The organism is Nocardia coubleae NBRC 108252, assembly GCF_001612805.1.
Classification (GTDB): Bacteria; Actinomycetota; Actinomycetes; order Mycobacteriales; family Mycobacteriaceae; genus Nocardia; species Nocardia coubleae.
The window spans coordinates 70,971-96,564 of record NZ_BDBD01000029.1 but is presented as its reverse complement, the minus strand read 5'-3'; the positions used below and the strand labels follow the sequence as shown (position 1 = coordinate 96,564).

Genomic DNA, 25,594 nt, shown 5'->3' with positions numbered 1-25,594 from the left:
GCGGGGGAGTATCTGTCGCGGGGCACGCGATGACCTCGCACACGTGTCACCCGCGGTTCCGGCAGCTCCACGCATTCGGAAGTGGACGCGATAGGTACTCTCGACATCGGCAGTCGGAATCCAGAGGGGTCGAACCTATGAGCACGAATGCAGCAGGCGCTGGCGCCGCGGGTGACGTGGTGGCCAAGCGCGTTGTCGTGGCCGAGGACGAGGCCCTCATCCGCATGGACCTCGTGGAAATGCTCAAAGAAGAGGGCTACGACGTCGTCGGCGAGGCCGGTGACGGTCAGCAGGCCGTCGAGCTGGCCGAGCAGCTGCGCCCCGATCTGGTGATCATGGACGTGAAGATGCCGCGCCGCGACGGCATCGATGCCGCCGCCGAGATCGCGACGAAACGTGTTGCGCCCGTGGTGATCCTGACCGCGTTCAGTCAGCGCGACCTGGTCGAGCGGGCGCGTGACGCCGGCGCGATGGCGTATCTGGTGAAGCCGTTCACCAAGTCGGATCTGGTGCCCGCGATCGAACTCGCGGCCAGCCGCTTTCACGAAATCTCCGCGCTGGAAACAGAAGTCGCGAATCTGTCCGATCGGCTCGAGACCCGCAAACTGGTCGAGCGCGCCAAGGGTGTGCTCATGCAGACCCAGGGTTTGACCGAACCCCAGGCGTTCAAATGGATTCAGCGCACGGCGATGGATCGGCGCACCACCATGAAGGCGGTGGCCGAAGTCGTGCTGGAGAACCTCACCCCGCAGTGACGCTGAACCGTAAAGCTCCGGTGCGCGCCCGGGAAAACGGAAAAACTTTACGTAAGCGAAACAATAACGTGAACTACGACGGCACAAGAAGCATCCGACATGATGCGAATGTGATGCGCGTCTAACAAACCGGCGATATGTTCTGTCCGGGTCGAACGTGGGTCGGCCCCCTCGGTGACCCCGGGGTGCACAGGACATAGAGGTGAGACGTGCTCAGTTCGACATGGCGCAGTCGTTCGACGCGAGGAGTTCTGGTAATCGGAGCTGCCGCGTCGTTGGTGTTGTCCGGATGTAGTGACAAGTCGTCCGACGGCGGCGGTGGCGGCAACACCGACCTCTCCATCCAGCCCGTCGTGCAGCTCGATACCGAGGGTAAGGCCGTCGCCCAGGTAGACGCGGGCACCGCCGCCGACCCGGCCGGTGACGGCAAGGCCAAGTGCGCGCCGCAGACCATCGCGATGGCGGGCCCGCTGACCGGCGGCAACGCCGCGCTCGGCATCAACATCATCAACGGCGTCAAGCTCGCGCTCGACAAACACAACAAGGCGAACCCGGACTGCCAGGTCTCGGTCAAGCAGTTCGACACCGAGGGCAAGCCGCAGCTGGCCAGCCAGGTGATCCCGACGATCGTCGCCGACCCGAGCATCGTCGGCCTGATCGGCCCGACCTTCTCCGGTGAGACCAAGGCGACCGGCCAGATCCTCAGCGAGGCGGGCATGCCGACGCTGACCGCCTCGGCCACCAACCCGACGCTCACCCAGAACGGCTGGAAGACCTTCTTCCGCGGTCTCGGCAACGACAACTCGCAGGGCCCGGCCGTGGCGAAGTACCTGACCGGCGAGAAGGGCTACAAGAAGATCTGCGTCGTGCAGGACAACACCGACTACGGTGCCGGTCTCGCGCAGGCCTTCATCACCGCGGCGGGCGCGGCGGCCGATCCGTCGTGCGCGGCCAATGTCAAGGAAGGCGACAAGGACTTCTCGGCGACCGTCTCCAAGCTGGCCGCCGCCAAGCCCGACGCCATCTTCTACGCCGGCTACTACGCCGAGGGCGCCCCGTTCGTGCAGCAGCTTCGTTCCGGCGGAGTGACCGCGACGTTCGTCTCCGCCGACGGCAGCAACGACCCGGAGTTCGTCCGCCAGGCCGGTTCGTCGTCGAAGGACGCGCTGCTCTCGTGCCCGTGCAGCCCGGCGCCGGAGAAGTTCGCCGCCGAGTACACCGCGCTCAACGGCCAGGCGCCCGGCGTCTACTCCGTCGAGGGCTACGACCTGACCACGATCCTGCTCAAGGGCATCGACTCGGGCAAGCTGACCCGCGCCGAGCTGGTCGACTACGTCCGCAACTACACCGGCACCGGTGTGGCTCGTGAGTACAAGTGGAGCGAGACCGGCGAATTGGCCAACATCCAGATCTGGATGTACGAGGTCAAGTAGTCCACCTGAGCGTGTTGCGGTGCGCGTGGCAGCTGTTGCCACGCGCACCGCTCGCCTGACGCGAGAGTAACCATGACATCAGCCGCATCGCTCGGTGTGACCTTGTTGGCCGAGGGGTCCATCGATTTCAATGTGTCCGGGGTGATCGACCAGTTCTGGAAGCTGACGGTCGACGGTCTCACCTACGGCTCGATCTACGCGCTGGTCGCCGTCGGCTATACGCTGGTCTACGGCGTGCTGCGACTGATCAACTTCGCCCATTCCGAGATCTTCATGCTCGGCATGTTCGGTACCTACGTGGGGCTGGAGCTGCTCGGCTTCGCCCCGAGCGGCAATGTGTATTCCCAGGGTGTCGTCCTGACGATCCTCTATCTCGGCCTGGCGATGCTGTTCGGCATGCTGGTCTCGGGCATCGCCGCCGTCGGTCTGGAACGTGTCGCCTACCGGCCACTGCGCAGGCGAGGCGCCAAACCGCTCGCCTTCCTCATCACAGCGATCGGTATGTCGTTCGTGATCCAGGAATTCGTGCACTACATCCTGCCCAAGATCAAGCCGGGTCTCGGCGGTTCCAACGCGCAGACCGGCATCCGGCTGGTCGAGCCGAAGGTGCAGTTCACCTTCCTCGGCGCCCAGGTGACCAATGTGGCGCTGGTGATCTTCGCGGCGGCGATCGTGCTCGCGATCATCACCGAGGTCGTCATCAACCGGACCAAGTTCGGCCGTGGCATCCGCGCGGTGGCTCAGGACCCCGACACCGCGACCCTGATGGGCGTCTCGCGGGAACGGGTCATCATGCTGACCTTCCTCATCGGCGGTCTGCTGGCAGGTGCGGCCGCCATGCTGTACACGCTCTACATTCCCACCGGCATCATCTTCTCCGGCGGATTCATTCTCGGTATCAAGGCTTTCAGCGCCGCGGTACTCGGTGGCATCGGCAACCTGCGCGGCGCGCTGCTCGGCGGGTTGATCCTCGGGATCGCCGAGCAGTACGGGCAGATCCTGTTCGGCACCGAATGGCGTGACGTGGTCGCGTTCGTGCTGCTGGTGACCGTGCTGATGTTCCGGCCCACCGGCATCCTCGGCGAGAGTCTGGGGAGGGCACGCGCATGACCGACATGACGAAAACCGCAGTGGCGCAACAGGACAAGCGTGGCGTCGGCGACGCTATTCGCGGCTGGTGGGACGGGTTGTCGCGGCCGGGGCAGTGGGCGGTCGGTATCCCGATCATCGCCGCGCTCGCCCTGCTTCCGCTCTTCCCGCCCCCGCTCATCGACACCCCCGGTGTGAGTTTCGGCGGTGTGATGGCGCAGTTCGCGATGTACGCGCTGATCGCCATCGGCCTGAACGTGGTGGTCGGCCAAGCCGGTCTGCTCGACCTCGGTTACGTCGGCTTCTACGCCGTCGGTGCCTACACCGTCGGCCTGCTGACCAGCCCGAACAGCCCGTGGAACCAGACCGACGGCGGCTGGCTCGAACCCGGCTGGGCGTGGGTGGCGTGCCTGCCGCTCGCCTTGGCGCTCACCGCGCTGGCAGGCCTGATCCTCGGCACGCCGACGCTGCGGCTGCGCGGTGACTACCTGGCCATCGTGACACTCGGCTTCGGTGAGATCGTCCGTCTGATGGCCGACAACCTCGGTGAGCTCACCAACGGCAGCCTCGGCCTGTCCAAGATCTCCTATCCGGAGGTCGGCGAGTCAGAGGCCCGCCCCGGTGGCTTCTTCTCGCCGGGCAACCTCGGCAACCCCGACAGCTGGAACCCGTTCACCCGGGCCAGCAACGGCACCTGGTGGTTCTGGCTCGGCATGGTGCTGGTGATCGGGGTGTTGCTCATCATCGGCAACCTCGAGCGCAGCCGCGTCGGGCGCTCCTGGGTGGCGATCCGGGAGGACGAGGACGCCGCCGAGATCATGGGCGTGCCGACCTTCAAGTTCAAGCTGTGGGCGTTCGTGATCGGCGCGTCGGTCGGTGGTCTGTCGGGTGCGATGTACGCCGGTCAGGTCACCTACGTCAACCCCAAGCAGTTCGACATCATCCTGTCGATGCTGTTCCTGTGCGCGGTCGTGCTCGGCGGGTCGGGCAACAAGCTGGGCGTGATCGTCGGCGCGTTCCTCATCGCGTACCTGCCGATGCGGTTGCAGTCGGTACAGCTGGTGTCCAACGAGTCGACGGGGTATGTGCTGCTCGCGCTCGACCTCGCAGTGCTGGTCGGACTATGGCTGTTGTGGCGGTGGCGCGCCGACCGACTGGGAGTGTGGGCCAGGCGTGCGGTGATCACCGCATCGATCGTCGCGGTGATCCTCGGTCTGCTGCTCTTCGGCAGCGTGCTGCTGTTCCGTACGGGTGGCGCGCAAACTCTCGGTGACCTGAAGTACCTCTACTTCGGCATCGCGCTGGTGGTGATGATGATTCTGCGACCGCAGGGCCTGTTCCCCGCCAGGCAGAAACTGCTCACCTACGGCAGACAGGTGTACCAGGCCGTGCGCAAGCCGGCCGAACTGATCGGAGCAAGGCGATGACCGGGCCGGGCGCGGGCGACGCGCTGTACGACAACGAGGACATGGCCGCCGGGTACAAAGCGGCACCGGAGGTCGAGCCCGCGGGCGAGGTGGACGTGACGGCGGTGATGCCTGAACTGGGCGACGCCGAGGCCGTGGCCGACGTCGTCGCACCGCACCGCGCGATCGAGACCGCCGTCGGTGAGCCGCTGCTGCGCACCGACGGGCTGACGGTGAAGTTCGGTGGTCTGACGGCTCTGGACGGGGTGAGTTTCGAGATCCGCCGCGGCGAGATCCTCGGGCTCATCGGCCCCAACGGCGCGGGCAAGACCACCTGCTTCAACGCCATCACCGGTGTCTACAAACCGGCGGCGGGCAGCGTGCACTTCGACGGCAAACCGCTGGCCAAGACCAAGCGCAACGAGATCACCCGGCTCGGGATCGCGCGCACCTTCCAGAACGTGCGGCTGTTCGGGGAGATGACGGCACTCGAGAACGTCGTCGTCGGCACGGACGCGCGCCACACCACCTCGGTGCCCGGCGCGGTGTTCCGCACCGCCAAGCATCGGCGCGAGGAACGCGACGCCATCGAGCGCGGCATGGCCCTGCTCGAATTCGTCGGTATCGCACCGCGCGCGGTGGAGAAGGCGCGCAACCTGTCCTACGGCGACCAGCGCAGGCTCGAGATCGCGCGAGCGCTGGCCACCGAGCCGAAACTGCTGTGCCTCGACGAGCCGGCCGCCGGGTTCAACCCCAGCGAGAAGTCGGCGCTGATGGACCTGATCCGCAAGATCCGCGACGACGGGTACACCGTGCTGCTCATCGAGCACGACATGCGGCTGGTGATGGGCGTGACCGACCGCATCGTGGTGCTCGAGTTCGGCCGTAAGATCGCCGACGGGTTGCCGACCCAGGTGCGCGAGGATCCGGCGGTGATCGCGGCGTATCTCGGTGTGCCCGACGCGGATACGGTGGCCGAGGTGCGGGAGGGTGCCGATGCCGCCGCGGCGGAGGGCGCGACTCCGGCGGCGGGGGCGACCGTGGCGAGTACCACGGTGCTGGAGAAGGACGAACCCGCCGAGCCCGCCGCACAGGCACCGCTGCTCGAAGTGCGCGACATGGTGGTGCACTACGGCCGGATCGAAGCACTGCACGGTATTTCGCTGTCGGTCGCGCCGGGCGAGCTGGTCACGTTGCTCGGCGCCAACGGCGCGGGCAAGACCACGACCATGCGGGCGCTGTCGGGCCTGCTGCCGCTCACCTCGGGCCGGATCCTGTTCGAGGGCAAGGACATCACCACGATGAAGGCCCACGACCGGGTGGTCGAGGGGCTCATCCAGGCGCCCGAGGGCCGCGGGGTCTTCCCCGGCATGACGGTGCTGGAGAACCTCGATATGGGTTGCTACGGCAGGCCTTTCGACGACAAGGCGGAGTATCAGAAGACGCTCGAGTGGGTGTTCGAGCTGTTCCCCCGGCTGGCCGAGCGCCGCAAGCAGGTGGGCGGCACGCTCTCCGGTGGTGAGCAGCAGATGCTGGCCATCGGACGCGCGCTGATGGCACGGCCCAAGTTGCTGCTGCTCGACGAGCCGTCGATGGGTCTTGCGCCGATGGTGATCCAGCAGATCTTCCGGATCATCAGCGAGATCAACCGGCAGGGCACGACCGTGCTGCTGGTCGAGCAGAACGCCCAGCAGGCGCTGACGCGCAGCGACCGGGCCTACATCCTGGAAACCGGCGAGGTGACCAAGACCGGTGCAGGCGCCGATCTGCTGACCGATCCGGCGGTGATGTCGGCGTACCTTGGCGTGGATTGATCGGGTACTGAGGAGGCCGGGCGCGCTGCCACAGCGTGCCCGGCCTTTTTTCGGAGCGCGCCCGCGCACCAATAGCCGCAGTGTCGGTGGGTGTCCCTACACTCATGCGGGTGAGTTCACCGACGACTGCTCAGGCATCGACTACGACCACTGCCGCGGAGGGCGAGCGGCCCACGCTGCTGCTGCTCGATGGGCATTCGATTGCCTATCGTGCGTTTTTCGCGCTACCGGCGGAGAACTTCAAGACCGTCACCGGGCAGACGACGAACGCGGTGTACGGGTTCACATCGATGCTCATCAACCTGCTGCGCGACGAACAGCCGACGCATGTGGCGGCGGCGTTCGATGTGTCGCGAAAGACGTTCCGGACCGAGGCGTACCCGGAGTACAAAGCCAATCGCAGTGCCACGCCCGACGAGTTCCGCGGCCAGGTCGAACTCACCAAAGACGTGCTGGGGGCCATGGGCATCCCGGTGATGGCCATCGACGGGTACGAGGCCGACGATGTGATCGCCACGCTCACCACCCAGGCGCAGGCCCAGGGGTACCGGGTGCTGATCGTCACGGGCGACCGGGACGCGATCCAGCTGGTCAACGACGATGTCACGGTGCTCTACCCGAAGAAGGGCGTCTCGGATCTCACGCGGTTCACGCCCGCCGAGGTGGAGACGAAGTACGGGCTCACCCCGGCGCAGTACCCCGACTACGCGGCGCTGCGCGGCGACCCGAGCGACAACCTGCCCGGCATCCCGGGGGTAGGGGAGAAGACGGCGGCCAAGTGGATCCGGGAGTACGGCGACCTCGCCACGCTCGTCGAGCGGGTCGACCAGGTGAAGGGCAAGGTGGGCGACGCGCTGCGCGCGAACCTGTCGAGTGTCGTCCTCAACCGCCAGCTCACCGAAATGGTGCGTGAGGTACCGCTGGCCTACACCCCCGACCAGCTCGTCAAGGCGCCCTGGGACCGGGAGAAGATCCACCAGCTCTTCGACGACCTGGAATTCCGGGTGCTGCGCGACCGGCTGTTCGACACCCTCGGTTCGCCCGAGCCCGAAGCCGAGTCGGGTTTCGAGATCAGCGGCGGCGCACTCGACCAGGGCGCGGTCGCGGACTGGCTGGCAGAGCATGCGAAAGCGGGTGCGCGCCACGGGCTTTCGATCGTCGGCACGGGTACGCCGGTGCACGGTGAGGCCCGGGCGCTCGCTATCGCCGCGGCCGACGGCGAGGGCGGCTACATCGACCTGACCGTGCTCACGCCCGAGGACGAGACGGCGCTGGCGGCCTGGCTCGCCGACCCGGCGGTGTCCAAGGCGCTGCACGAGGCGAAGTCGGCAGGCCACGCCCTGCGCGGGCGCGGTTTCACCCTGGCCGGGCTCACCACCGATACCGCGCTGGCCGCCTACCTGGTCCGTCCGGGCCAGCGCAGCTTCAACCTCGACGACCTGTCGCTGCGCTATCTCAAGCGCGAACTGCGCGCCGAGACCAGCGAGCAGACCCAGCTGTCGCTGCTCGACGACGAGGACAGCGTCGCCGAGGGCATCGCGCGCGAGGAGATGCTGCGTGCCCGCGCCGTCGCCGACCTGGCCGAGGCCCTGGACGAGGAACTGGCCAAGATCGAATCCACCGCCCTGCTCGAGGAGATGGAGCTGCCGCTGCTCGGCGTGCTCGGCGAGCTGGAGCAGGCGGGTATCGCCGTCGACGTCACCCAGCTCGAGAATCTGCAGCAGCAGTTCGCCGACCGTGTCAGCGAGGCCGCCAACGCCGCCTACGACGTGATCGGCAAGCAGATCAATCTCGGTTCGCCCAAGCAGCTGCAGGTGGTGCTGTTCGACGAACTCGACATGCCGAAGACCAAGCGAACCAAGACCGGTTACACCACCGACGCCGATGCGCTGGAATCGCTGTTCGAGAAGACCGGCCACGCCTTCCTCGAACACCTGCTCGCCCACCGCGACGCGACCCGGCTCAAGGTGACCGTCGACGGCCTGCTCAAGTCGGTCGCCGACGACGGTCGCGTGCACACCACGTTCAACCAGACCATCGCCGCCACCGGTCGCCTGTCCTCGACCGAACCGAACCTGCAGAACATCCCGATCCGCACCGACACCGGCCGCATGATCCGCGACACCTTCGTGGTCGGTCCCGGCTACTCGGAGCTGATGACCGCCGACTACAGCCAGATCGAGATGCGCATCATGGCGCACCTGTCGGGCGACGCGGGCCTGATCGAGGCGTTCAATTCGGGGGAGGACCTGCACACCTTCGTCGCGTCCAAGGCGTTCGACATCCCGCTGTCGGAGGTCACGCCGGAGATGCGCCGCCGCATCAAGGCGATGTCCTACGGCCTCGCCTACGGTCTGAGCTCCTACGGCCTCAGCGCCCAGCTCAAGATCAGCACCGCCGAGGCGAAGGACCAGATGGAGGTCTACTTCGACCGCTTCGGCGGCATCCGCGACTACCTCTCGGAGGTCGTCGAGGCGGCCCGCAAGGTCGGCTACACCCAGACCCTGTTCGGTCGTCGCCGCTACCTGCCCGATCTGGACTCGAGCAACCGCCAGCGCCGCGAGGCGGCCGAGCGGATGGCGCTCAACGCGCCGATCCAGGGCACGGCCGCCGACATCATCAAGGTCGCCATGATCAACGTCCATACCGCGATCCGCGAGGCGGGTCTGCGCTCGCGCATGCTGCTGCAGATCCACGACGAACTCGTGTTCGAGGTGGCCGAGGGTGAACGTGAGGCACTGGAAGCCCTTGCGCGCGAACAGATGTCGAACGCGATCGAGCTGTCTGTCCCGCTCACCGTCTCGGTGGGCACCGGGCGCAGCTGGGACGCCGCCGCACACTGAGTTCACCGGCCGCGACCTGGCGCGTTTGTCCAAGACAGCGCGCCGGGGTCGGTCCTAAGGTGGTGGTGATCGACCGAAGGAGTTGAGCATCATGACCGGATTCGTCGCGACCGTGCGGACCGACGTCGACGCCTCTCCACAGCGGGTGTGGGAGGTGCTGACCGACCCGGCGCAGATCCGCAAGTTCATGTTCGGTGCCGAGGTGCGCACCGATTGGCAGCCGGGTAGTCCGATCACCTGGACGGGGGAGTTTCAGGGCAGGGCATACGAGGACCGCGGTGAGATCCTCGCCGCCGAGCCCGGCCGGTTGCTGCGGATGACGCATTACAGCCCCCTGAGCGGGCAACCCGACATCCCCGCGAACTACCACACGCTCACCTACGAGCTCAGCGGCGACGACACGACGACACACCTGTCGCTGAGCCAGGACAACAACGCCACCGAGGCCGACGCCGAGCACTCCCGGCAGATGTGGACCGCCCACGTCGACGGGATCAAGGCGGCCGCCGAAGAGTGATCGCCCGGCATGCGGCCGACGCCGAGCATGCCGGGCCGGTTCGTGGACGTGTCGGCCGTGGCCGCACGACGTGAGCTGGTCGTGCCGGTGCACCAGGGACCGCCCGCGCAGTTGTGAGCACCCGCGACTCGCGAGTCGTCCCCGGCCACCGACCCCGATGTGTGACAGCATCGGCTCATGCCCGTCGACGTCATCCCCACCCCGCTGCCCGACTGCCTCGACATCACGCGGGCCTTCGCGAGGTCGTGGCCGGTCCGTCTCGGCGACACCGACGACCAGGACCGGTTGCGGCTCGACGCGGTGGCACGCTACCTGCAGGACATCGGGTTCGACCACCTGGACGCGGTCGCCGACGGCGACATCCATCAGGCCTGGATCGTGCGGCGCACCGTCATCGACGTGTACGAGCCGATCGTGTTCGGCGACCGGGTGCAGTTGCGGCGCTGGGCCGACGCGCTGTCGAACCGCTGGTGCGATATGCGGATCCAGCTGAAAGGCGAGCGCGGTGGGCACATCGAAGCGGCTGCGTTCCTGATCCATATCGACCCCGTGGCGGGGCGCCCCGCCCGGATGACCGACGCCTTCATGGCGCCGATGTTGGCCAGCACCACCGAGCACCGGTTGCGCTGGAAAGCCGCCCTCACCGAACTCGACGACCCCGACGTGGAGACGGTGCCGTTCCCGCTGCGCGTCACCGATGTCGACCGCCTCGGCCACGTCAACAACGCCGTGTACTGGGAAGCGCTCGAGGAAACCCTCGCCGCCCACCCGGACACCCACGAACTGCCCTACCGCGCGATCATCGAACACGTGGGCCCGGTAATGGCCCGCGACAAGGTGGTCCTGCGCACGAGCGTGCATCCGACCGGCCTGCGAATGCAGATGGACGTCGACGGCTCAGCTCGCGCACTGGCCTCGGTGACCGCGCTGCCTGCCCGCGACGAGAGCTGACGGCGATCCGAGCTCTTACCGTCGCACGGCGGATTCAGCGCTCGCGCGCGATCAACCGCGCGGACCCGCCGCTGAGATCTATTTCGTCGCGTGGCGGCGCACCGTCGGACGGGTTCTCCCGGTGCATCAGCGTGGTCTGCCGCTGTTCGAACTCGTGATGCTTGGACCCCTGGAACATGGCGGCCAGATGCTCGAATCCGGTCGCGGCGACAGCCGGTCCGCGGCGCTTGCGGGTCCAGGGCAGTACCCGGCTGCCGGTGAGTCGGTTGACAACCACTTCCAGGAGGGTGAGCAGGATGAGCCCGATCGCCAGCCCGGGGATCGTCATCGCGAAGACCATACCCATGCGCTCACGGTAGCGCGCCTCCGGCGAGTGGTCCCTGAGCTGCAGTGATGGTACTCACGAGTAGACACGTCGAGCGGGAAAGAAGGTTGCGATTTCGCGACGGCGCCCCTATTGTCGTAGTCGTGCCGAATCCCGCCGACCGCTTCGCCGCGCCGCTTGTCGCTCACCGCGACCGCGCGGTCGCTGCTGCGCAGACCGCGCCGGCAGCCACACGGCAGATTCTTCTCGTAGTAACCCGCCGTAGCGGGGTCTGATTCGGACCGGCCCCCTCGCTGCGGGCTGATTTCTCTTTTGTACTGCTGGTCCCCTCTGCCAACGAAGACATCTTCGGGAAGACCTCACCTGCAATGACACTGCTCACACTGGACCATGCCATGCTCGACGCCGCGCCCAAGGCCCTGCGCGCCGAGCTCCGTGACCTCGACCCCGCCGACTTCGCCGCCCGCTACATCCGGATCACCGGGCCGGTCACCCTCGGCGAATTCACTTGTTCCGGAACGGATTTCACCGCCACGCTGGAACTCGGCAACCACCTGCGCACCGTCATCGCCGCCGGTAACCCGGTCGCCGCGATGACCTCGGCGCTCTACGACGAGGGCTACCCCCTCGAGATCCTGCGCTTCCACCAGCGTCGCACCGACGCCGGTATCGCCACCTTCGTGCAGTGCGAGTTCAACGGCAAGCGCGGGTGGGCCGCGGCGATGGGCGCCGGCGGCGCCGAGTCGACCGTGCGCGCCATGATCGCGGGCGTCAACCTGCTCGCCAACTGACAGAACGACGCGCAGGGCCCGTTCACCTCATGAAAGGTGAACGGGCCCTTGACGTTTCAGCGGTCGAGCAGGCGACCTATTCGGCAGGCGAGTTCTGCTGCTCGGCGATCTGCTTGCGCACCTCGTCCATGTCCAGGCCCTTGACCTGGGTCACCAGATCCTCGAGCGCGGCGGGCGGCAGCGCACCGGGCTGGGCGAACACGAGCACGCCCTCGCGGAAGGCCATGATGGTCGGGATCGACCGAATGTTGGCGGCGGCGGCGAGCCCCTGCTCGGCCTCGGTGTCGACCTTGCCGTGGACGACGTCGGTGTGCTTCTCCGACGACGCCTCGAAGGTCGGTGCGAAACTCTTGCAGGGCCCGCACCAGGAAGCCCAGAAATCGACGAGTACCACGTCGTTTCCGGTGACGACTTCGTCGAAGTTCTGCTGGGTCAGCGTCTGGGTGGCCATGACGTCCTCTCCTTGTCGGTGTCCTCGGCTGTAACGCCTCGGCGTCCCTCTATCTTCCACCGACTACCACATGCTCGTGCCGCGCGTCTCCGTCCCAACGGCGAATGCCCACCACAACAGCCGGAAATTCGTGGTCGGTGGCCACTGCGTCCACCGCCGCGCCGAGCTGTTCCGGGGTCACACGGCGGGCGAGGGTCACGTGTGGTGTCCATGCGCCGGGCCGCGTGTTCGCGGGCATATCGGGGCATCCCCGGACCAGCTCGTCGACCCGGCGGTGCAGGTCGAGCAGTTCCTCCGTGACGATCGCCGATCGCACGAGAATCGGCCTGCGTGCCCCGAAGATCAGCAGTCCGCCCAGGCGGACAGGCAACGGTGCGAACTCCAGTCCCGCCAGCGCCCGGTCGATCCTCGGCCAGATCTCGCGGGCCACCGCGACGGTGATGTGCGGTCGATGGGTGTCCCCGCGCGGGGCGGCGAGGCCGAGACGGGCAAGCTCGGCCCACTGTCTGCGAACCTCGGCCTCGCCCGCGTCGTCCAGGAGGAGCTCCACCGACTGCACCATGATCCAGAAACTAGTCGCTCCGGTATGTCCGCGTGCCGGTGGCGTGGCGGCAGGGGCGAGGATGGAGCGCGTGAACACGACGAAGGCGAGCGTGCGGCTCGGAGTGATCGACGGTGACGGCATCGGACCCGAGGTGGTGGCCGCCACCCGCGTGGTGGTCGACGAGGCGGTCGGCGCGGCCGGGCTCGACCCGGTGGACTGGGTGCCGCTGCGCATCGGCCACGACGCCATCGCCGAATTCGGTCATCCGCTGCCCGAGCAGACCCTCGCGGCACTCGACGAGCTCGACGCCTGGATCCTCGGCCCGCACGACAACGCCTCCTACCCGGCCGACATGCGGGTGGCGCCCGGCGGTGCCATCCGCAAGCGCCTCGGTCTGTACGCGAATATCCGTCCCGCCGTGGCCTTCCCGGGAGTGCGTGCCACGGCGGCCGATATCGACCTGGTGATCGTGCGGGAGAACAGCGAGGGCTTCTATGCCGATCGCAATATGTTCGCCGGGTCGGGGGAGTTCAAGCCGACCGAGGACGTGGCCATGGCGGTGGCCGTGATCACCCGGCAGGCGTGTGAGCGGATCGCCCATCAGGCGCTGCGGCTGGCGCGGGAACGGCGCAAGCGGGTCACGGTGGTACACAAGGCGAATGTGCTCCCGATGACCACCGGACTGTTCCGCGACGTATGCTACGAGATTGCCGGGCAATACCCGGACGTGCGGGTCGACGACGCGCACGTCGACGCGATGGCCGCGCACCTCGTGCGCGCGCCCGGCGAGTTCGACGTGATCGTCACCGAGAACCTCTTCGGTGACATCCTCTCGGACCTGGCGGGCGAGCTGAGCGGGTCGCTCGGCATGGCGCCCTCGCTCAACTGCTCCGACACCAAGGCGATGGCGCAGGCGGTGCACGGTGCCGCACCCGGCCTCGCCGGACACAATCGGGCGAATCCGGTGGCATTGCAACTGTCGGCGGCAATGTTGTTGCGCTGGTTGGGAGTTCGTGACGGAAATCGTGCGATGAATGCGGCGGCGGACCGGATCTCCGGTGCGGTCGCGGCCACGCTCGCCGCCGGAATCGCCACCGCGGATCTCGGTGGTCTCGCCTCGACCAGCGAATTCACCGAACAGGTCGCCGCCCGCGTGCACCGGAGGTGAACCCACCCCTTTCACATTCGCTGATTAATCTTCGGTTACTGTCGCACCACGCTGTGTCCGGTTCGCATACATTGCCAAACAGGCGCTGACACGTGGCCGGCGTCGACGTGAAATGTGGAGGCTCCTTTGTCTGTTCGAACTGTGCTCGGCCGCGGTGCCGTGCGGTTGCTCTGTACCGCCGCCGTGGGCGCGATGGTGTTGACCGGCTGCGCGGAAAACACCGAGGGCGATACCACCGAGGTCACCAAGGTCTCGGCCGAGAAGGTCGACGCGATCGCCGCGACGCTGCCCGACAAGGTGAAGCAAGCAGGCAAGATCGTCGTCGGCGTGAACGTGCCGTACCAGCCGAACGAGTACAAGGACGCCAGCGGCAAGATCGTCGGCTTCGACGTGGACCTGCTCGACGCGGTCGCCGCCACCCTCGGGCTGACGGTCGATTATCAGGAGTCCGCCTTCGAGAAGATCATTCCCGCGATCCAGGCAGGCACCTACGACGTGGGTATGTCCTCGATCACCGATTCGCGCGAACGCGAACAGCAGGTCGATTTCACGACCTATTTCAACGCGGGCATCCAGTGGGCCCAGCAAACCGGCAAAACCATCGATCCGAACAATGCGTGCGGTAAACGAGTCGCCGTACAGGCCACTACGGTCGAGCACACCGAAGAGATTCCCGCCAAGAGCGCGAAGTGTGTCGCCGAAGGCAAGCCGCCGATCGATATGAAGCCGTTCGACGAGCAGAGCGCCGCGACCAACGCACTCGTCCTCGGCCAGGTCGACGCGATGTCGGCCGATTCGCCGGTGACGGCGTACGCGATCAAGCAGAGCGAAGGCAAGATCGAGTCCTCGGGCCCGCTGTTCGACTCGGCGCCCTACGGCTGGGCCGTGCAGAAGGGCTCGCCGCTGGCGGTGTCGCTGCAGAAGGCGCTGCAGCACCTGATCGACAACGGCAAGTACGGCGAGATCACCACGAACTGGGGTGTCCAGGACGGTCAGATCAAGACCTCGGTCGTCAACGGCGCAGTGAGCTGACGTGACCGACGAGAAAGACACGGTGGAGGTGCCCGGACCGGGCACCGAACCCGAACCGATCAAAGCGGTCCCGCTACGCAGGCCGGGCCGCTGGATCGCGGCGGCAATCATCCTGATCCTGGTCGGATTGTTCGTCTACGGCGCTGCCACCAACCCCGCTTACAAGTGGGACACCTACGGCAGGTACCTGTTCGACAGCCGCATCACCCAGGGCGCGATCGTCACCCTGGAACTCACCGTGCTCGCGATGGCGATCGCGGTGGGTCTGGGCACCGTGCTCGCGGTGATGCGCCTGTCGCCGAACCCGGTGCTGCGCACCACCGCGTGGGTCTACCTGTGGATCTTCCGCGGCACCCCGGTGTTCGTGCAGCTGGTGTTCTGGGGTCTCGTCCCGTCGCTGTACAAGCAGATCGACCTCGGTGTGCCGTTCGGTCCGCAGTTCTTCCACATCGACGTGCAGAACCTGCAGGCCGCGTTCCTGTTCGCGGTGATCGGCCTCGGCCTCAACGAAGCCGCGTACATGGCCGAGATCGTGCGCGCGGGCATCAACTCGGTCGGCGAGGGGCAACGTGAGGCGTCGGTGGCGCTCGGCATGTCGTGGACGCAGACCATGCGCCGCACCGTGCTGCCCCAGGCGATGCGGGTGATCATCCCGCCCACCGGCAACGAGCTGATCGGCATGCTCAAGACCACCTCGCTGGTGACCGCGATCCCGTTGAGCACCGACCTGTTCGGCCGTGCCCGCGACATCTACGGCGTGAACTTCCAGCCGATCCCGCTGCTGCTCGTCTGTGCCACCTGGTACCTGGCGATCACCAGCGTGCTGATGGTCGGGCAGTACTACTTGGAACGGTATTACTCGCGCGGTGCCACCCGGCAGCTGACGGCCAAGCAGCTCGAGGAACTGGCCACGGCACAGGCGGCGGTGAAGGCGAAATGAGCGAAGCAGTGACCGCACCTCCCATGGTGCTCGCCGATCGGGTGTGCAAGAACTTCGGTGCGCTGCAGGTGCTCAAGGGCATCTCGTTGGAGGTACACCGGGGCAAGGTGCTCACCCTGGTCGGCCCGTCGGGTTCGGGCAAGTCGACCTTCCTGCGCTGCATCAACCACCTCGAGCAGGTGAACGCGGGCAGGCTCTACGTCGACGGCGAACTCGTGGGCTACCGGGAGAAGAACGGCAAACTCTACGAGATGCACCCGCGCGACGCCGCGGTCCAGCGCCGCGACATCGGCATGGTGTTCCAGCACTTCAACCTGTTCCCGCATCGCACGGCACTCGAGAACGTCATCGAGGCGCCCACCCAGGTGCGTGGTATCCGCAAGTCCGAGGCGATCGCCCGGGCCGAGGAACTGCTCGAGCGGGTCGGTCTGTCGGCCAAGCGCAACGCCTACCCGGCCCAGCTCTCGGGTGGTCAGCAGCAGCGGGTGGCGATCGCGCGGGCGCTCGCCATGGATCCCAAGCTGATGCTGTTCGACGAGCCGACCTCGGCACTCGACCCCGAACTGGTCGGTGAGGTGCTCACGGTCATGCGTGAGCTGGCCGATTCGGGCATGACGATGCTGGTGGTGACCCACGAGATGGGCTTCGCCCGCGAAGTCGCCGACGAGCTGGTGTTCATGGACGGCGGTGTGGTGGTGGAGTCGGGACCGCCGCGTGAGCTGCTGTCCAACCCACAGCACGAACGGACGAAGTCCTTCCTGTCCCGCCTGCTCTGACCCGCCTCTCCGCGTATTTCGGCCGGACTCAGGTGGTGAGTCCTGTGCGCCGGGCGGCTGGCGGTAACTCGCCGGGGACGTTTGCCCGTCCCCGGCGAGTTACCCATGTTCGTGCGAGATCAGGCGCTGGGAGCGGAGTCCGACCTCAGCTTTTCCAGGGAGACCTGGGCCTGGGCGATGCGGCGGATGGCGGCGAGGGCGGTGTCGCCCAGGACGGTCAGGACAACGACCGCGTCGACCACGGCGTCGCGTTCGCCTGCCGAAAGCGCCGTGGCGACATCGGTTTCGGCGACGATGCGCGCGCCGTCGAAATAGGCAGGCAACACAGTCTCGCCCCACTCGGGGTAACCGAGCTGAGCGGCGCGTACGAGGACGGCGGTGAGGGCCTCGATCACCGGCTGGGCCGGCTTCATCGACCATCCCCGCCGATCCATTTCCCTGCGCACGGTCTCGTAGGCACGCTCCCACTCGGCGTCGGAGGCGGCGGGGGCGGGGGAGATGAGGCTGCCCTGCACCACGCCTAGCAGGCTGAACATCGGTAGGTCGGGGGTGTCGACGGCCCTCAGGACGTCACCCACCGTGGCCACCGGTAGCCCGCCGACCTCGATCAGCGCCCGCACCAGGCGCAACCTGCGGACATGCTCGTCTCCGTAACTGGCCTGGTTGGGGCCGGTGCGTTCGCCGGGTGGCAGCAGCCCTTCACGCAGGTAGTACTTGATCGTCGCCACCGCGATGCCGCTGCGTTCGCTCAATTCCGAGATCCGCACCGTCGCCTCCTTCGTTCGCCCCTCTTGCTTAGCGCCCCGTTCGTGGATAGTCTAACTATCCATAACGGATAGTGTAGCTATCTAGAACGTCGGGAGATTCGCATGTCCGTCTCATTCGCAGAGTCCTTGCCTCGCCGCCGCGCCCCACTGCATCGGCCGCTGCTGTACTTCGCCGCCGTCAACGCGGTCCTGGCGGTGGTGACCGTCGTCGGGATGCTGGTCGACGACCGGGTGATCGCCGGATCGACCGCCTGGTTCAAGCCGTCCAAGTTCGCGCTGTCGTTCGTGCTCTACAGCGTGGCGCTGGCCTGGCTGATCTCGTTGCGGCCCAAGCCTTCCCGATTCCTGTGGTGGATGGCCACGGTGATCGTGATCGCCGGAACCATCGAACAGGTGATCATCGTCGGGCAGGTGGTGCGCGGCACCCGAAGCCACTTCAACACGACGACCGTGTTCGACACGGTGCTCTGGGTGACGATGGCCGTCACCATCGTCGTGCTGTTCCTCGCGACGATGGCCGTCGCGGTCGGGCTGTCGCGCGCCCGCATCGGCGATGCCGCCGTCACCTGGTCGATCCGGCTCGGTCTCGCGATCACCCTCGTCGGCCTGGCGCTCGGGCAGCTGATGCCCATGCAGGAATCGGGGATGGAGGGCATTGCGGGCGCACACACCGTCGGCGCGCCCGACGGCACACCGGGTATGCCGATCACCGGCTGGAGCACCACCAACGGTGACCTGCGCATTCCGCATTTCGTCGGCATGCACGCGTTGCAGATACTGCCGCTGCTCGCCGCCGGGCTCGTAGTCCTCGCGCCACGGATTCCGTTGCTGCGGTTCGCACGCGTGCGGCTCGGCCTGATCCTCACCGCCTCGGGTGGTTACGCCGCGGTGCTGGCCCTGGTGACCTGGCAGGCGCTGCGTGGGCAGCCGCTCGTCCACCCGGACCGGGCAACCGTCGTCGTCGCCGCGGCCATCGCCGTGGGAGTTGTTGTCGGAGTATTGGTTTCGTTCGCGAGCGCGATCGGGAACCGGAAGGTGGTCACCGCATGAGCACGCTGTTCGACCTGTCGTTCTATGTCACGGTGCCGTTCTGGGCGCTGATGATCTTCGCGCCGACGTGGCGGCGCACCCGCCCGATCATCGCCTCGCCGTGGATCGTCGCGCCGTCCCTGGTGATCTGGGCGATCGTGGCGATCCCGGTCCTGGGGACCCTGTGGTCGCTGGTGACCTCGCCGTCGCTGGCCGCCATCACCGACGCCGCCGCCGACCCCGCGGTCCTGACCGCGCTGTGGGCCCAGATCCTCGCCTGGGACCTGTTCCTCGGCCGCTGGATCTACCTCGACAGCCGTGACCGCGCCATCCACCCGCTGCTCATGGGCCCCCTGCTGGTCGGCACTATTCTGTTGTCGCCCATCGCGTTCCCGATCTATCTCGTGCTGCGGACAGTGGTCAGCCGGGCGCCGAATCCGCCCGCGCCGCAGGCGGATCCGGCCATCGTGTGAACGCCGTCGGCCGGTCGAGGAGGTCAGCTGAGCCTGGTCAGTACGACGCGATCGGCCAGCCGCTCCGGTTCACCCGGCGGGGTGAAGTAGAGCTCCATGACCGTCCGATCCGGCGACTCCAGCCTGATCACCGTGCGCATCGGGACGGACTTGCCGACATTGGCCGGTCCGGTGATGCCGGGGTCGGTGAACTCGCCGGTCATCGACAGCTCCGGTGCGTTCGCGCTGCCCTTGGCGCCACGGTAGGCCATGGTCAGCGGGGTGACGCTGTCGAAGGTCGACCATTCGTAGCGGTCGTCGACCGGGGAGTAGCCGAGCAGGCCGAGCCGGTAGTAGGGGCGGTCACCGAAGGTCCCGGTGACCTCCTCGCGCAGGAAGTTGCCGCCGGTCTCGGCGACCCAGCTCCACCGCGAGACCGCGTCGCGGGTGACGATCGGGTTCTCCGGCGTGCCGCCCGCGACGAACGTGGACTTCTCGGCCGTCCACTCGCCGACCAGTTGGTTCAGCCGTGCGTGCCCCGTGTCCTGGGGCGCCTGCTGGGAGGTTGTCGGCGGCACCGGGGCGGCCGCGGTGTTGTCACCGCAGCCCGATCCGAGCAGCGCGGCGGTGACCAGGACCAGCGGAGCGAAAGTGCGGAGCAGTCTGGCGCGCATCGTCTTTCAGTTCTCGTCGAAGGTGGTATCGCGGGAGACCTTCTCCCAGGTCAGTACGTCGTCACGGACCGCGTCGAGGTGGCCGAGCACCGCGTCGACCGAGTCGGACCCCAACGGCAGTCGCAGCGGGGTGTGCTCGGCGGCGAGGGCGGTGCGGATGGCGGCGGCGGCCTTGGCTGGGTCGCCCGGCTGGGTGCCGTCGCCGCCCTCGACCATGCGGCGGGTGGCGCCCGCAGTGTCGGCATACACCTCGGACTCGGCGCTGAAGGCGGCCGTGCCCGGTCCGAACAGGCCCGTGCGGAAGGCGCCGGGCTCCACGATCAGCACCTTGATCCCGAACGGCGCCACTTCCTCGGCCAGTGCTTCCGACAGGCCCTCGAGGGCGAATTTCGTCGCGCTGTAGGCGGAGAACCCGGCGAAGGACAGTTGCCCGCCGACGCTGCTCATCTGCACGATCGCACCGCCGCGCTGCGCGCGCATGTGCGGCAGTACCGCCCTGGTCAATGCCGCGGGGCCGAACAGATGCAGGTCGAACAGGGCGCGCAGTTCGGCATCGGTGGTCTCTTCCACCGCGCCCACATGGGTGCGGCCCGCATTGTTGACGAGCACATCGATGCGGCCGTGGCGGCCCACGATATCGGCGATCACCGTGTCGATACGGTCGATGTCGGTGACATCGAGGGCGACGGTCTCGAGCTGGTCGGGATGCGCGGCGACCAGATCGTCGAGGGCGGCGGTGCGCCGGGCGACGGCGACGACGATGTCGCCCGCCTCGATCGCCGCCTGCGCGATGGCCCGGCCGAAACCACTGCTCGCCCCGGTGACCAACCAGATCTGCGGAACACTCATCAGAACTCCTCTACCCGTTGATGTTTCGCCCCCGATCCTGCTCGTGTCCGCGGATGCCGTCCAAGACCCGTTGTGATAACCAATGGTTATGGATGTGCACGGGCGCGATCTGCGCTACTTCGTCGCGATCGCCGAGCAGCTCACCTTCACCGGCGCCGCCGAACGGCTGTATGTGTCCCAGCCCGCGCTGAGCAAACAGATCCGCAAGCTCGAAAGGCAGATCGGCACCGCATTGTTCGTGCGTGGACCGCGGGCCGTCACCTTGACGGCGGCGGGTGCGGCGCTGCTGCCGCACGCGCGCCAGGTGCTCGCGGCGTGGGAGCTCGGCGAAGCCGCGGTCGCGGCCGCGAAGGCCACGCAGGCGGCGGTCTTGACGATCGGGATCAGCACGAGCCCGGGTCGTGGCATCCTGCCCGCCATCCGCTCCCGGTTCGGCACCGCGTTTCCGCACGCGAAACCGGTACTGCGCCAGTTCAGTTGGGAAGATCCGTCCGCGGGGCTGGCCGATGGGTCCAGTGATGTCGCCTTCGTCTGGTTGCCGCTCGACCGCGCCCGCTACGACTGGCACGTGGTCGCGACGGAACCGCGGCTGGTCGCCTTGCCGAGCACACACCGGCTCGCCACCCGCGAGCAGATCGACTTCGCGGACCTCCTCGCGGAACCCTTTCTGGCGCTTCCGCACTCGGCCGGGATCCTGCGCGACTACTGGCTCGCCCTCGACGCCCGTGACGGCCGCGAACCCGTCATCGGCGCCGAGGTCTCGAGCACCGAGGAAACCTACGAGGCCCTGGTCAACGGCGACGGTGTCGTGTTGCTGGCCACCGGAAACGCACCGATGGTGACCCGCGACGGCGTGGTGTGCCGACCGGTCACCGGGATCAGCCCCTGCGAACTGGCCCTGGCCTGGCGACGCGACGACACCCGCCCCCTGGTCCGCGGCTATGTGGCGGCGTGCGGGCTGGCCCGGCGTGGGCGCCGGGCCGAGCACGGTGTCACAACGGCATGAGCAGGTGTTTGCGTGGCCCTCGGATCTCGCGCTTGTCGGCGAGCAGGCGCAGGGCCTTGCGGATTTCCAGGCGGGTCCGCGACGGTTCGATCACCGCGTCGATGTAGCCGCGTTCGGCGGCGATCCACGGGGTGGCCACGGTGGTGTTGTAGAAGTCGATCATCTGCTGACGGACCTGGCCGCGCTGTTCCTCGGGGACCGCGGCCAGCTGCCGTCGCTGGGTCAACCCGACCGCCGCCTCCGCACCCATCACCGCGATGCGGGCGGTCGGCCAGGCCAGGTTCACATCGCCGCCGAGCTGCTTGCAGCCCATCACGGCGTAACCACCGCCGTAGGCCTTGCGCACGACGACGGTGACGATCGGCACGGTCGCCTCGACCACCGCGTAGAAGAACCGCCCGCCGCGCTTGATGACGCCGATCTTCTCCTCCTCGACCCCCGGCAGCACGCCGGGTGTGTCGACGACGAACACCAGCGGCAACCCGAACGCGTCGCAGAGCCGGATGAAATGGGCCGCCTTGTCCGAGCAGCGGGCATCGATCGCGCCGCTGGACACGAGCGGCTGGTTGGCGATCACGCCGACGCTTCGCCCGTCGACGCGCGCGAAACCGGTGATGAGGTTGCGGGCGGCGTTGCCACCGATCTCGTGGAAGTCACCGTCGTCGAAGATGCGTAACAGCACGTCGTACATGTCGTAACCGGCGCGATCGGAATCCGGGATCAGCGAGTCCAGTTCGCGATCGGACTCGGTGACCTCGGGTTCGAGACCGGGATTCACCACCGGCGCCTCGTCGAAACAGCTCGACGGCATGTAGCTCAGATACGCTCGCGCCCAGTCGAAGGCGGCCCGCTCGTCGGCGGCGACGTGGTGGATGTTGCCGTTCTGTGCCTGGTTGAACGCGCCGCCGAGTTCCTCGAGGGTGACCACCTCACCGGTCGTCTCCCGGATGATCTCGGGACCGGTGACGAACATGTACGCCGACTCGGTGGCGATCAGCACATCGGTGTTGATCGGCGAATAGACCGCTCCCGCAGCACATTTGCCGAGCATGATCGACACCTGCGGCACCAGGCCCGACAGGCGGAGCTGACGGCGGCTCATGGTCGCGTACCAGGCCAGCGAGGTCACCGCGTCCTGCACGCGGGCGCCGCCGGAGTCGTTGATCGCGATGAACGGGCACTGCACGTCGGCCGCGCGGTCCATGGCCATGGCCACCTTGCGGCCGAACATCTCACCGACCGACCCGCCGTACACGGTCTGGTCGTGGGCGATCACCACCACGGGGCGCCGGTCAACGGTTCCGTGCCCGGTGACCACGCCGTCGCCGTAGAGGCCGTCGCCCGGCTGCCGCACGAGGGCGCCGATCTCGACGAAGCTGCCCTTGTCCAGCAGCATGTCTATCCGTTCACGCGGACTCGGTATCCCCTTGGCCGCCCGCTTGGCGACGCCGGCTTCCCCCGCCGGTTCCTGTGCCGCCACCAGATTCTGCCGCAGCTCCCGCAACTTCCCCGCGGTTGTCGACTGCCCCATGTCGCGCCCTTCCTGTCGTGGTCGAGCTCTCCTTCATCAGTGTGGTGCGAGCCTAACGCCGCCGTGACGACGGCGGCACGGGCGGCATCAGGTGCCGGTGCGCAGCGCGATGCGCAGCTGACCGAGCAGCACCTTGGCCGCCGGGGTGAGCGGGCGATCGCCTCGCCAGGCCAGCGCCAGCCTGCCGCGGATCGCCGGCTCGACGATCGGGAGCACCCGAACCCCGAATCCCGCCGCTTCCTCGGCCCCGAGCGCGGGTACCACCGCCGTGCCGAGGCCGCGTGCGGCGAGCTCGAGCAGCAGCGGGGGAGCGGCGGCCTCGAACGCGATCTCCGGAACGAAACCCGCGGCAGCGCAGGAACGTTCGAAGATTCCGCGCAGACCGGTGCCCCGGGGAAGGCAGATGAGGCGACGTTCGGTGAGCGCCCGCAGGGTGATGGTGTCGGCGGGTTCGTCGGACTCCGCGGCGACCGCGGCGACGAGCGGCGTCTCGAGCACCACGTCGGTGGCGATGCCGGGTCCGAGCTGGGCGCCGGTGAGGCCGACCAGGGCGAGGTCGAGGTCGTCGCGGTCGAGTGCGGCGAGCATGCGTTCGGAGGTGTCCTCGGTCAGGCTGATCGCGACACCGGGGTGGTCGTCGTGGAAGCCGGCCAGCACGCCCGCGATGTCGAACTCATCGGCCGCCGCGCCGGAGACGGCACCCAACCGCACCTGGCCACGCAGCAATCCGCTGAACTCCTGGACGGTCTGGTCGATGCGATCGACGGCGGCGAGGGCGGCGCGGGCGTGGTCGAGAACCGCCCGGCCGACCTCGGTCGGGGTGACGGTCCGGGCGCCGCGGTCCAGGAGCCGCTGGCCGAGTTCGCGCTCGAGCTGTTTGAGCTGCGCGCTCAGACCCGGCTGACTCAGGTGCAGGCGTTGGGCCGCCCGGGTGAAGCCGCCCTCGTCGACGACGGTCACGAAGTACCGCAGCTGCCGCAGTTCCATAAGTGCTGATTATAAGAGTGAGAAAAACTATCTGTTGGGCTTATTCCATCAGGGTGAGCACAGTGGAGTCGTGACTGAAACCGCCACTTTCACCGGCCCCGTCTTCACCCCGGACGACGCCGGGTACCAGCAGGAGATCGCCGGATTCCAGACCGCCTACACCCACCGGCCCGCACTCGTCGCCGGTGCCGTCCACACCGAGGACGTGCGCGCCGCCGTGGAATACGCGGCGCGGCACCGGGTTCCCCTCGCTGTGCAGGCCACCGGGCACGGCCTGTCGGTCGCCATCGACGGCGGGGTGCTCGTCACCACCGGCCGGATGAACGCGATCACCGTCGACCCGGACAAACGAACCGCCAGGGTCGGCGCCGGTGTCCGGGCCGGCGCACTGGTCGAGGCCGCCGCCGCGCACGGGTTGGCCCCGCTGAACGGTTCGTCACCGTCGGTGGGTGTGGTCGGCTATGTGCTCGGCGGCGGTCTCGGCTTGCTCGGCCGCGAATTCGGTTACGCCGCAGACCATGTGCGCTCGATCGAACTCGTCACCGCCGACGGTCGCGTCCGCACCATCGGCCCCGCCGACGAACTGTTCACGGCGGTCCTCGGTACCGGCGGCAACTTCGGCGTGGTGACCGCCCTCGAACTCGACCTCGTGCCCGTCACCGAAATCTTTGGCGGCCAGTTGATGTTCGATACTCCGCTCGTCGACACGGTGCTCGACACCTGGCGGCAGTGGAGTGCGACCGTGCCCGAGGAGATCACCTCCACCGTCGCCGTGCTGACCTTTCCCGACATCCCGCCGGTCCCGCAGCCGTTGCGCGGCAGGCATGTCGCCTCCATTCGGGTGGCGACCACGTTGCCCGCCGAGGCTGCCGAGCGCCTGATCGCACCGTTGCGCGCGATCGGTGACCGCCTGCGCGACGACCTGCGCACCATGCCCTACATCGAATCCCACACGGTGCACAGCGATCCCGACTTCCCGCACGCCTACGCCGCGACCAACGCACTGCTCGCCGACCTCACCCCCGAAGCGCTGGCCGCGTTGCGGACGCAGACCGCACCCGGCGGACCGGTCGACGCCGTGGTCGACATCCGTCATCTCGGTGGGGCGCTGCGCCGGGGGACCGCGTCGGTCGGTCACCGCGACGCCGAGTACATCGTGCGGGTCATCACCGACGCGGGCGCCGGCGACGCCGCTCCCGAAGCGCTGGACACGGTGCGAAAAGCGCTGGCGCCGTGGACGATCGGCCACAGCCTCAACTTCCTCTACGGCGCGGGCGCCGCGGCGGGCCCCGAGCAGACGGCGGCGGGCTATCCCCGTGCCGATTTCGACAGGCTGCGGGCCTTGAAGACGAAGTACGACCCGCACGGCATGTTCCGCGCCAATCGCACCATCCCCGGCGCGTAACCGGCGTTGTCGCCACAGTCTGTATCTGCTATTGTAATGATATCACTCAGATATCGGAG

25 protein-coding genes and 1 pseudogene are annotated in these 25,594 nt (G+C 67.7%); 18 read left to right on the top strand and 8 right to left on the bottom strand.

All coding sequences use genetic code 11. The annotated features are described in order from the left end of the window. Positions 1 to 137 precede the first annotated feature (137 nt). The 9 genes and pseudogenes from NCO8_RS29150 (at position 138) to NCO8_RS29115 (ending at position 10,808) form a co-directional block, all read left to right on the top strand. The gene (locus NCO8_RS29150) at positions 138 to 755 is read left to right on the top strand and encodes an ANTAR domain-containing response regulator (RefSeq protein ID WP_067498083.1); all 618 of its coding nucleotides are present in this window, start codon (positions 138 to 140) and stop codon (positions 753 to 755) included. A gap of 275 nt (positions 756 to 1,030) precedes the next feature. Further along, complete coding sequence (locus NCO8_RS29145) at positions 1,031 to 2,188, top strand: branched-chain amino acid ABC transporter substrate-binding protein (RefSeq protein WP_084457571.1); 1,158 nt, start codon at positions 1,031 to 1,033, stop codon at positions 2,186 to 2,188. Between the two features lie 72 nt (positions 2,189 to 2,260). Beyond that, the gene (locus NCO8_RS29140) at positions 2,261 to 3,298 is read left to right on the top strand and encodes a branched-chain amino acid ABC transporter permease (protein ID WP_067644676.1); all 1,038 of its coding nucleotides are present in this window, start codon (positions 2,261 to 2,263) and stop codon (positions 3,296 to 3,298) included. Further along, positions 3,295 to 4,704 (top strand): branched-chain amino acid ABC transporter permease, encoded by a 1,410-nt coding sequence (locus tag NCO8_RS29135; protein ID WP_067644673.1) that lies wholly within the window; start codon positions 3,295 to 3,297, stop codon positions 4,702 to 4,704. The genes NCO8_RS29140 and NCO8_RS29135 overlap by 4 nt, the downstream gene beginning before the upstream one ends. Further along, positions 4,701 to 5,651 (top strand): annotated as a pseudogene (locus NCO8_RS32680) (ABC transporter ATP-binding protein); the annotation flags it as partial. The gene NCO8_RS29135 and the pseudogene NCO8_RS32680, both read left to right, overlap by 4 nt. Positions 5,652 to 5,801: 150 nt before the next feature. After that, on the top strand, positions 5,802 to 6,497 hold the full coding sequence (locus NCO8_RS32675) for an ABC transporter ATP-binding protein (protein WP_245655548.1): 696 nt from the start codon (positions 5,802 to 5,804) through the stop codon (positions 6,495 to 6,497). A gap of 110 nt (positions 6,498 to 6,607) precedes the next feature. Continuing rightward, the gene (gene polA, locus NCO8_RS29125; RefSeq protein WP_245655545.1) at positions 6,608 to 9,340 is read left to right on the top strand and encodes a DNA polymerase I; all 2,733 of its coding nucleotides are present in this window, start codon (positions 6,608 to 6,610) and stop codon (positions 9,338 to 9,340) included. Positions 9,341 to 9,431: 91 nt separating this feature from the next. Further along, the gene (locus NCO8_RS29120; RefSeq protein WP_067644670.1) at positions 9,432 to 9,857 is read left to right on the top strand and encodes an SRPBCC domain-containing protein; all 426 of its coding nucleotides are present in this window, start codon (positions 9,432 to 9,434) and stop codon (positions 9,855 to 9,857) included. Between the two features lie 177 nt (positions 9,858 to 10,034). After that, entirely contained in the window at positions 10,035 to 10,808 is a 774-nt protein-coding gene (locus NCO8_RS29115; RefSeq protein ID WP_067644667.1) for an acyl-[acyl-carrier-protein] thioesterase, read from the top strand. A gap of 34 nt (positions 10,809 to 10,842) precedes the next feature. On the opposite strand, the gene NCO8_RS29110 is transcribed toward NCO8_RS29115, so the two are convergent. Next, positions 10,843 to 11,154 carry a DUF6191 domain-containing protein gene (locus tag NCO8_RS29110; protein WP_067498062.1) on the bottom strand — a complete coding sequence of 104 codons (312 nt, stop codon included), beginning with the start codon at positions 11,152 to 11,154 and terminating at the stop codon, positions 10,843 to 10,845. 347 nt (positions 11,155 to 11,501) lie between these two features. On the opposite strand from NCO8_RS29110, the gene NCO8_RS29105 reads away from it, so the two are divergent. After that, the gene (locus tag NCO8_RS29105) at positions 11,502 to 11,924 is read left to right on the top strand and encodes a 2-isopropylmalate synthase (RefSeq protein ID WP_067644664.1); all 423 of its coding nucleotides are present in this window, start codon (positions 11,502 to 11,504) and stop codon (positions 11,922 to 11,924) included. A 76-nt stretch (positions 11,925 to 12,000) separates the two neighbouring features. Here NCO8_RS29105 and trxA read toward each other — a convergent pair whose 3' ends face one another. Next, positions 12,001 to 12,375, bottom strand: coding sequence for a thioredoxin (gene trxA, locus NCO8_RS29100; RefSeq protein ID WP_067644661.1), 375 nt, complete (start codon positions 12,373 to 12,375; stop codon positions 12,001 to 12,003). 49 nt (positions 12,376 to 12,424) lie between these two features. Next, a complete protein-coding gene (locus NCO8_RS29095) occupies positions 12,425 to 12,937 on the bottom strand; it encodes a 2'-5' RNA ligase family protein (RefSeq protein ID WP_067644658.1) in 513 nt (170 codons plus the stop codon). Between the two features lie 61 nt (positions 12,938 to 12,998). Between NCO8_RS29095 and NCO8_RS29090 the strand changes: the two genes are divergently transcribed. The 4 genes from NCO8_RS29090 (at position 12,999) to NCO8_RS29075 (ending at position 16,835) form a co-directional block, all read left to right on the top strand. Further along, positions 12,999 to 14,087 (top strand): isocitrate/isopropylmalate dehydrogenase family protein, encoded by a 1,089-nt coding sequence (locus NCO8_RS29090; RefSeq protein ID WP_067644655.1) that lies wholly within the window; start codon positions 12,999 to 13,001, stop codon positions 14,085 to 14,087. Positions 14,088 to 14,279: 192 nt separating this feature from the next. Beyond that, positions 14,280 to 15,119, top strand: coding sequence for an ABC transporter substrate-binding protein (locus NCO8_RS29085; protein WP_243750133.1), 840 nt, complete (start codon positions 14,280 to 14,282; stop codon positions 15,117 to 15,119). Between the two features lies 1 nt (position 15,120). Beyond that, positions 15,121 to 16,059: an amino acid ABC transporter permease gene (locus NCO8_RS29080; protein WP_067644652.1), complete on the top strand. Its 939-nt coding sequence runs from the start codon at positions 15,121 to 15,123 to the stop codon at positions 16,057 to 16,059. Between the two features lie 23 nt (positions 16,060 to 16,082). After that, positions 16,083 to 16,835, top strand: coding sequence for an amino acid ABC transporter ATP-binding protein (locus tag NCO8_RS29075; protein WP_133734253.1), 753 nt, complete (start codon positions 16,083 to 16,085; stop codon positions 16,833 to 16,835). A 119-nt stretch (positions 16,836 to 16,954) separates the two neighbouring features. Here the strand turns inward: NCO8_RS29075 and NCO8_RS29070 are convergent, their stop codons facing one another. After that, on the bottom strand, positions 16,955 to 17,602 hold the full coding sequence (locus NCO8_RS29070; RefSeq protein WP_067644649.1) for a MerR family transcriptional regulator: 648 nt from the start codon (positions 17,600 to 17,602) through the stop codon (positions 16,955 to 16,957). Positions 17,603 to 17,704: 102 nt separating this feature from the next. Here NCO8_RS29070 and NCO8_RS29065 point away from each other — a divergent pair, with 102 nt between their 5' ends. After that, entirely contained in the window at positions 17,705 to 18,652 is a 948-nt protein-coding gene (locus tag NCO8_RS29065; RefSeq protein WP_067644646.1) for a hypothetical protein, read from the top strand. After that, positions 18,649 to 19,104, top strand: coding sequence for an ABA4-like family protein (locus NCO8_RS29060; RefSeq protein WP_067644643.1), 456 nt, complete (start codon positions 18,649 to 18,651; stop codon positions 19,102 to 19,104). The genes NCO8_RS29065 and NCO8_RS29060 overlap by 4 nt, the downstream gene beginning before the upstream one ends. A gap of 23 nt (positions 19,105 to 19,127) precedes the next feature. Here NCO8_RS29060 and NCO8_RS29055 read toward each other — a convergent pair whose 3' ends face one another. Beyond that, on the bottom strand, positions 19,128 to 19,757 hold the full coding sequence (locus tag NCO8_RS29055; protein ID WP_067644640.1) for a DUF1579 family protein: 630 nt from the start codon (positions 19,755 to 19,757) through the stop codon (positions 19,128 to 19,130). A gap of 6 nt (positions 19,758 to 19,763) precedes the next feature. Then, the gene (locus tag NCO8_RS29050) at positions 19,764 to 20,606 is read right to left on the bottom strand and encodes an oxidoreductase (RefSeq protein WP_067644637.1); all 843 of its coding nucleotides are present in this window, start codon (positions 20,604 to 20,606) and stop codon (positions 19,764 to 19,766) included. Between the two features lie 88 nt (positions 20,607 to 20,694). Between NCO8_RS29050 and NCO8_RS29045 the strand changes: the two genes are divergently transcribed. Continuing rightward, the gene (locus NCO8_RS29045; RefSeq protein WP_067644634.1) at positions 20,695 to 21,612 is read left to right on the top strand and encodes a LysR family transcriptional regulator; all 918 of its coding nucleotides are present in this window, start codon (positions 20,695 to 20,697) and stop codon (positions 21,610 to 21,612) included. Here NCO8_RS29045 and NCO8_RS29040 read toward each other — a convergent pair. Both NCO8_RS29040 and NCO8_RS29035 read right to left on the bottom strand, forming a co-directional pair. Then, positions 21,599 to 23,143, bottom strand: coding sequence for an acyl-CoA carboxylase subunit beta (locus NCO8_RS29040; protein WP_067644631.1), 1,545 nt, complete (start codon positions 23,141 to 23,143; stop codon positions 21,599 to 21,601). The two genes, NCO8_RS29045 and NCO8_RS29040, sit on opposite strands and share 14 nt — an antisense overlap. Positions 23,144 to 23,230: 87 nt before the next feature. Further along, positions 23,231 to 24,130 carry a LysR family transcriptional regulator gene (locus NCO8_RS29035; RefSeq protein ID WP_067644628.1) on the bottom strand — a complete coding sequence of 300 codons (900 nt, stop codon included), beginning with the start codon at positions 24,128 to 24,130 and terminating at the stop codon, positions 23,231 to 23,233. A 70-nt stretch (positions 24,131 to 24,200) separates the two neighbouring features. Here NCO8_RS29035 and NCO8_RS29030 point away from each other — a divergent pair, with 70 nt between their 5' ends. Continuing rightward, on the top strand, positions 24,201 to 25,535 hold the full coding sequence (locus NCO8_RS29030; protein ID WP_067644625.1) for an FAD-binding oxidoreductase: 1,335 nt from the start codon (positions 24,201 to 24,203) through the stop codon (positions 25,533 to 25,535). Positions 25,536 to 25,594 lie beyond the last annotated feature (59 nt).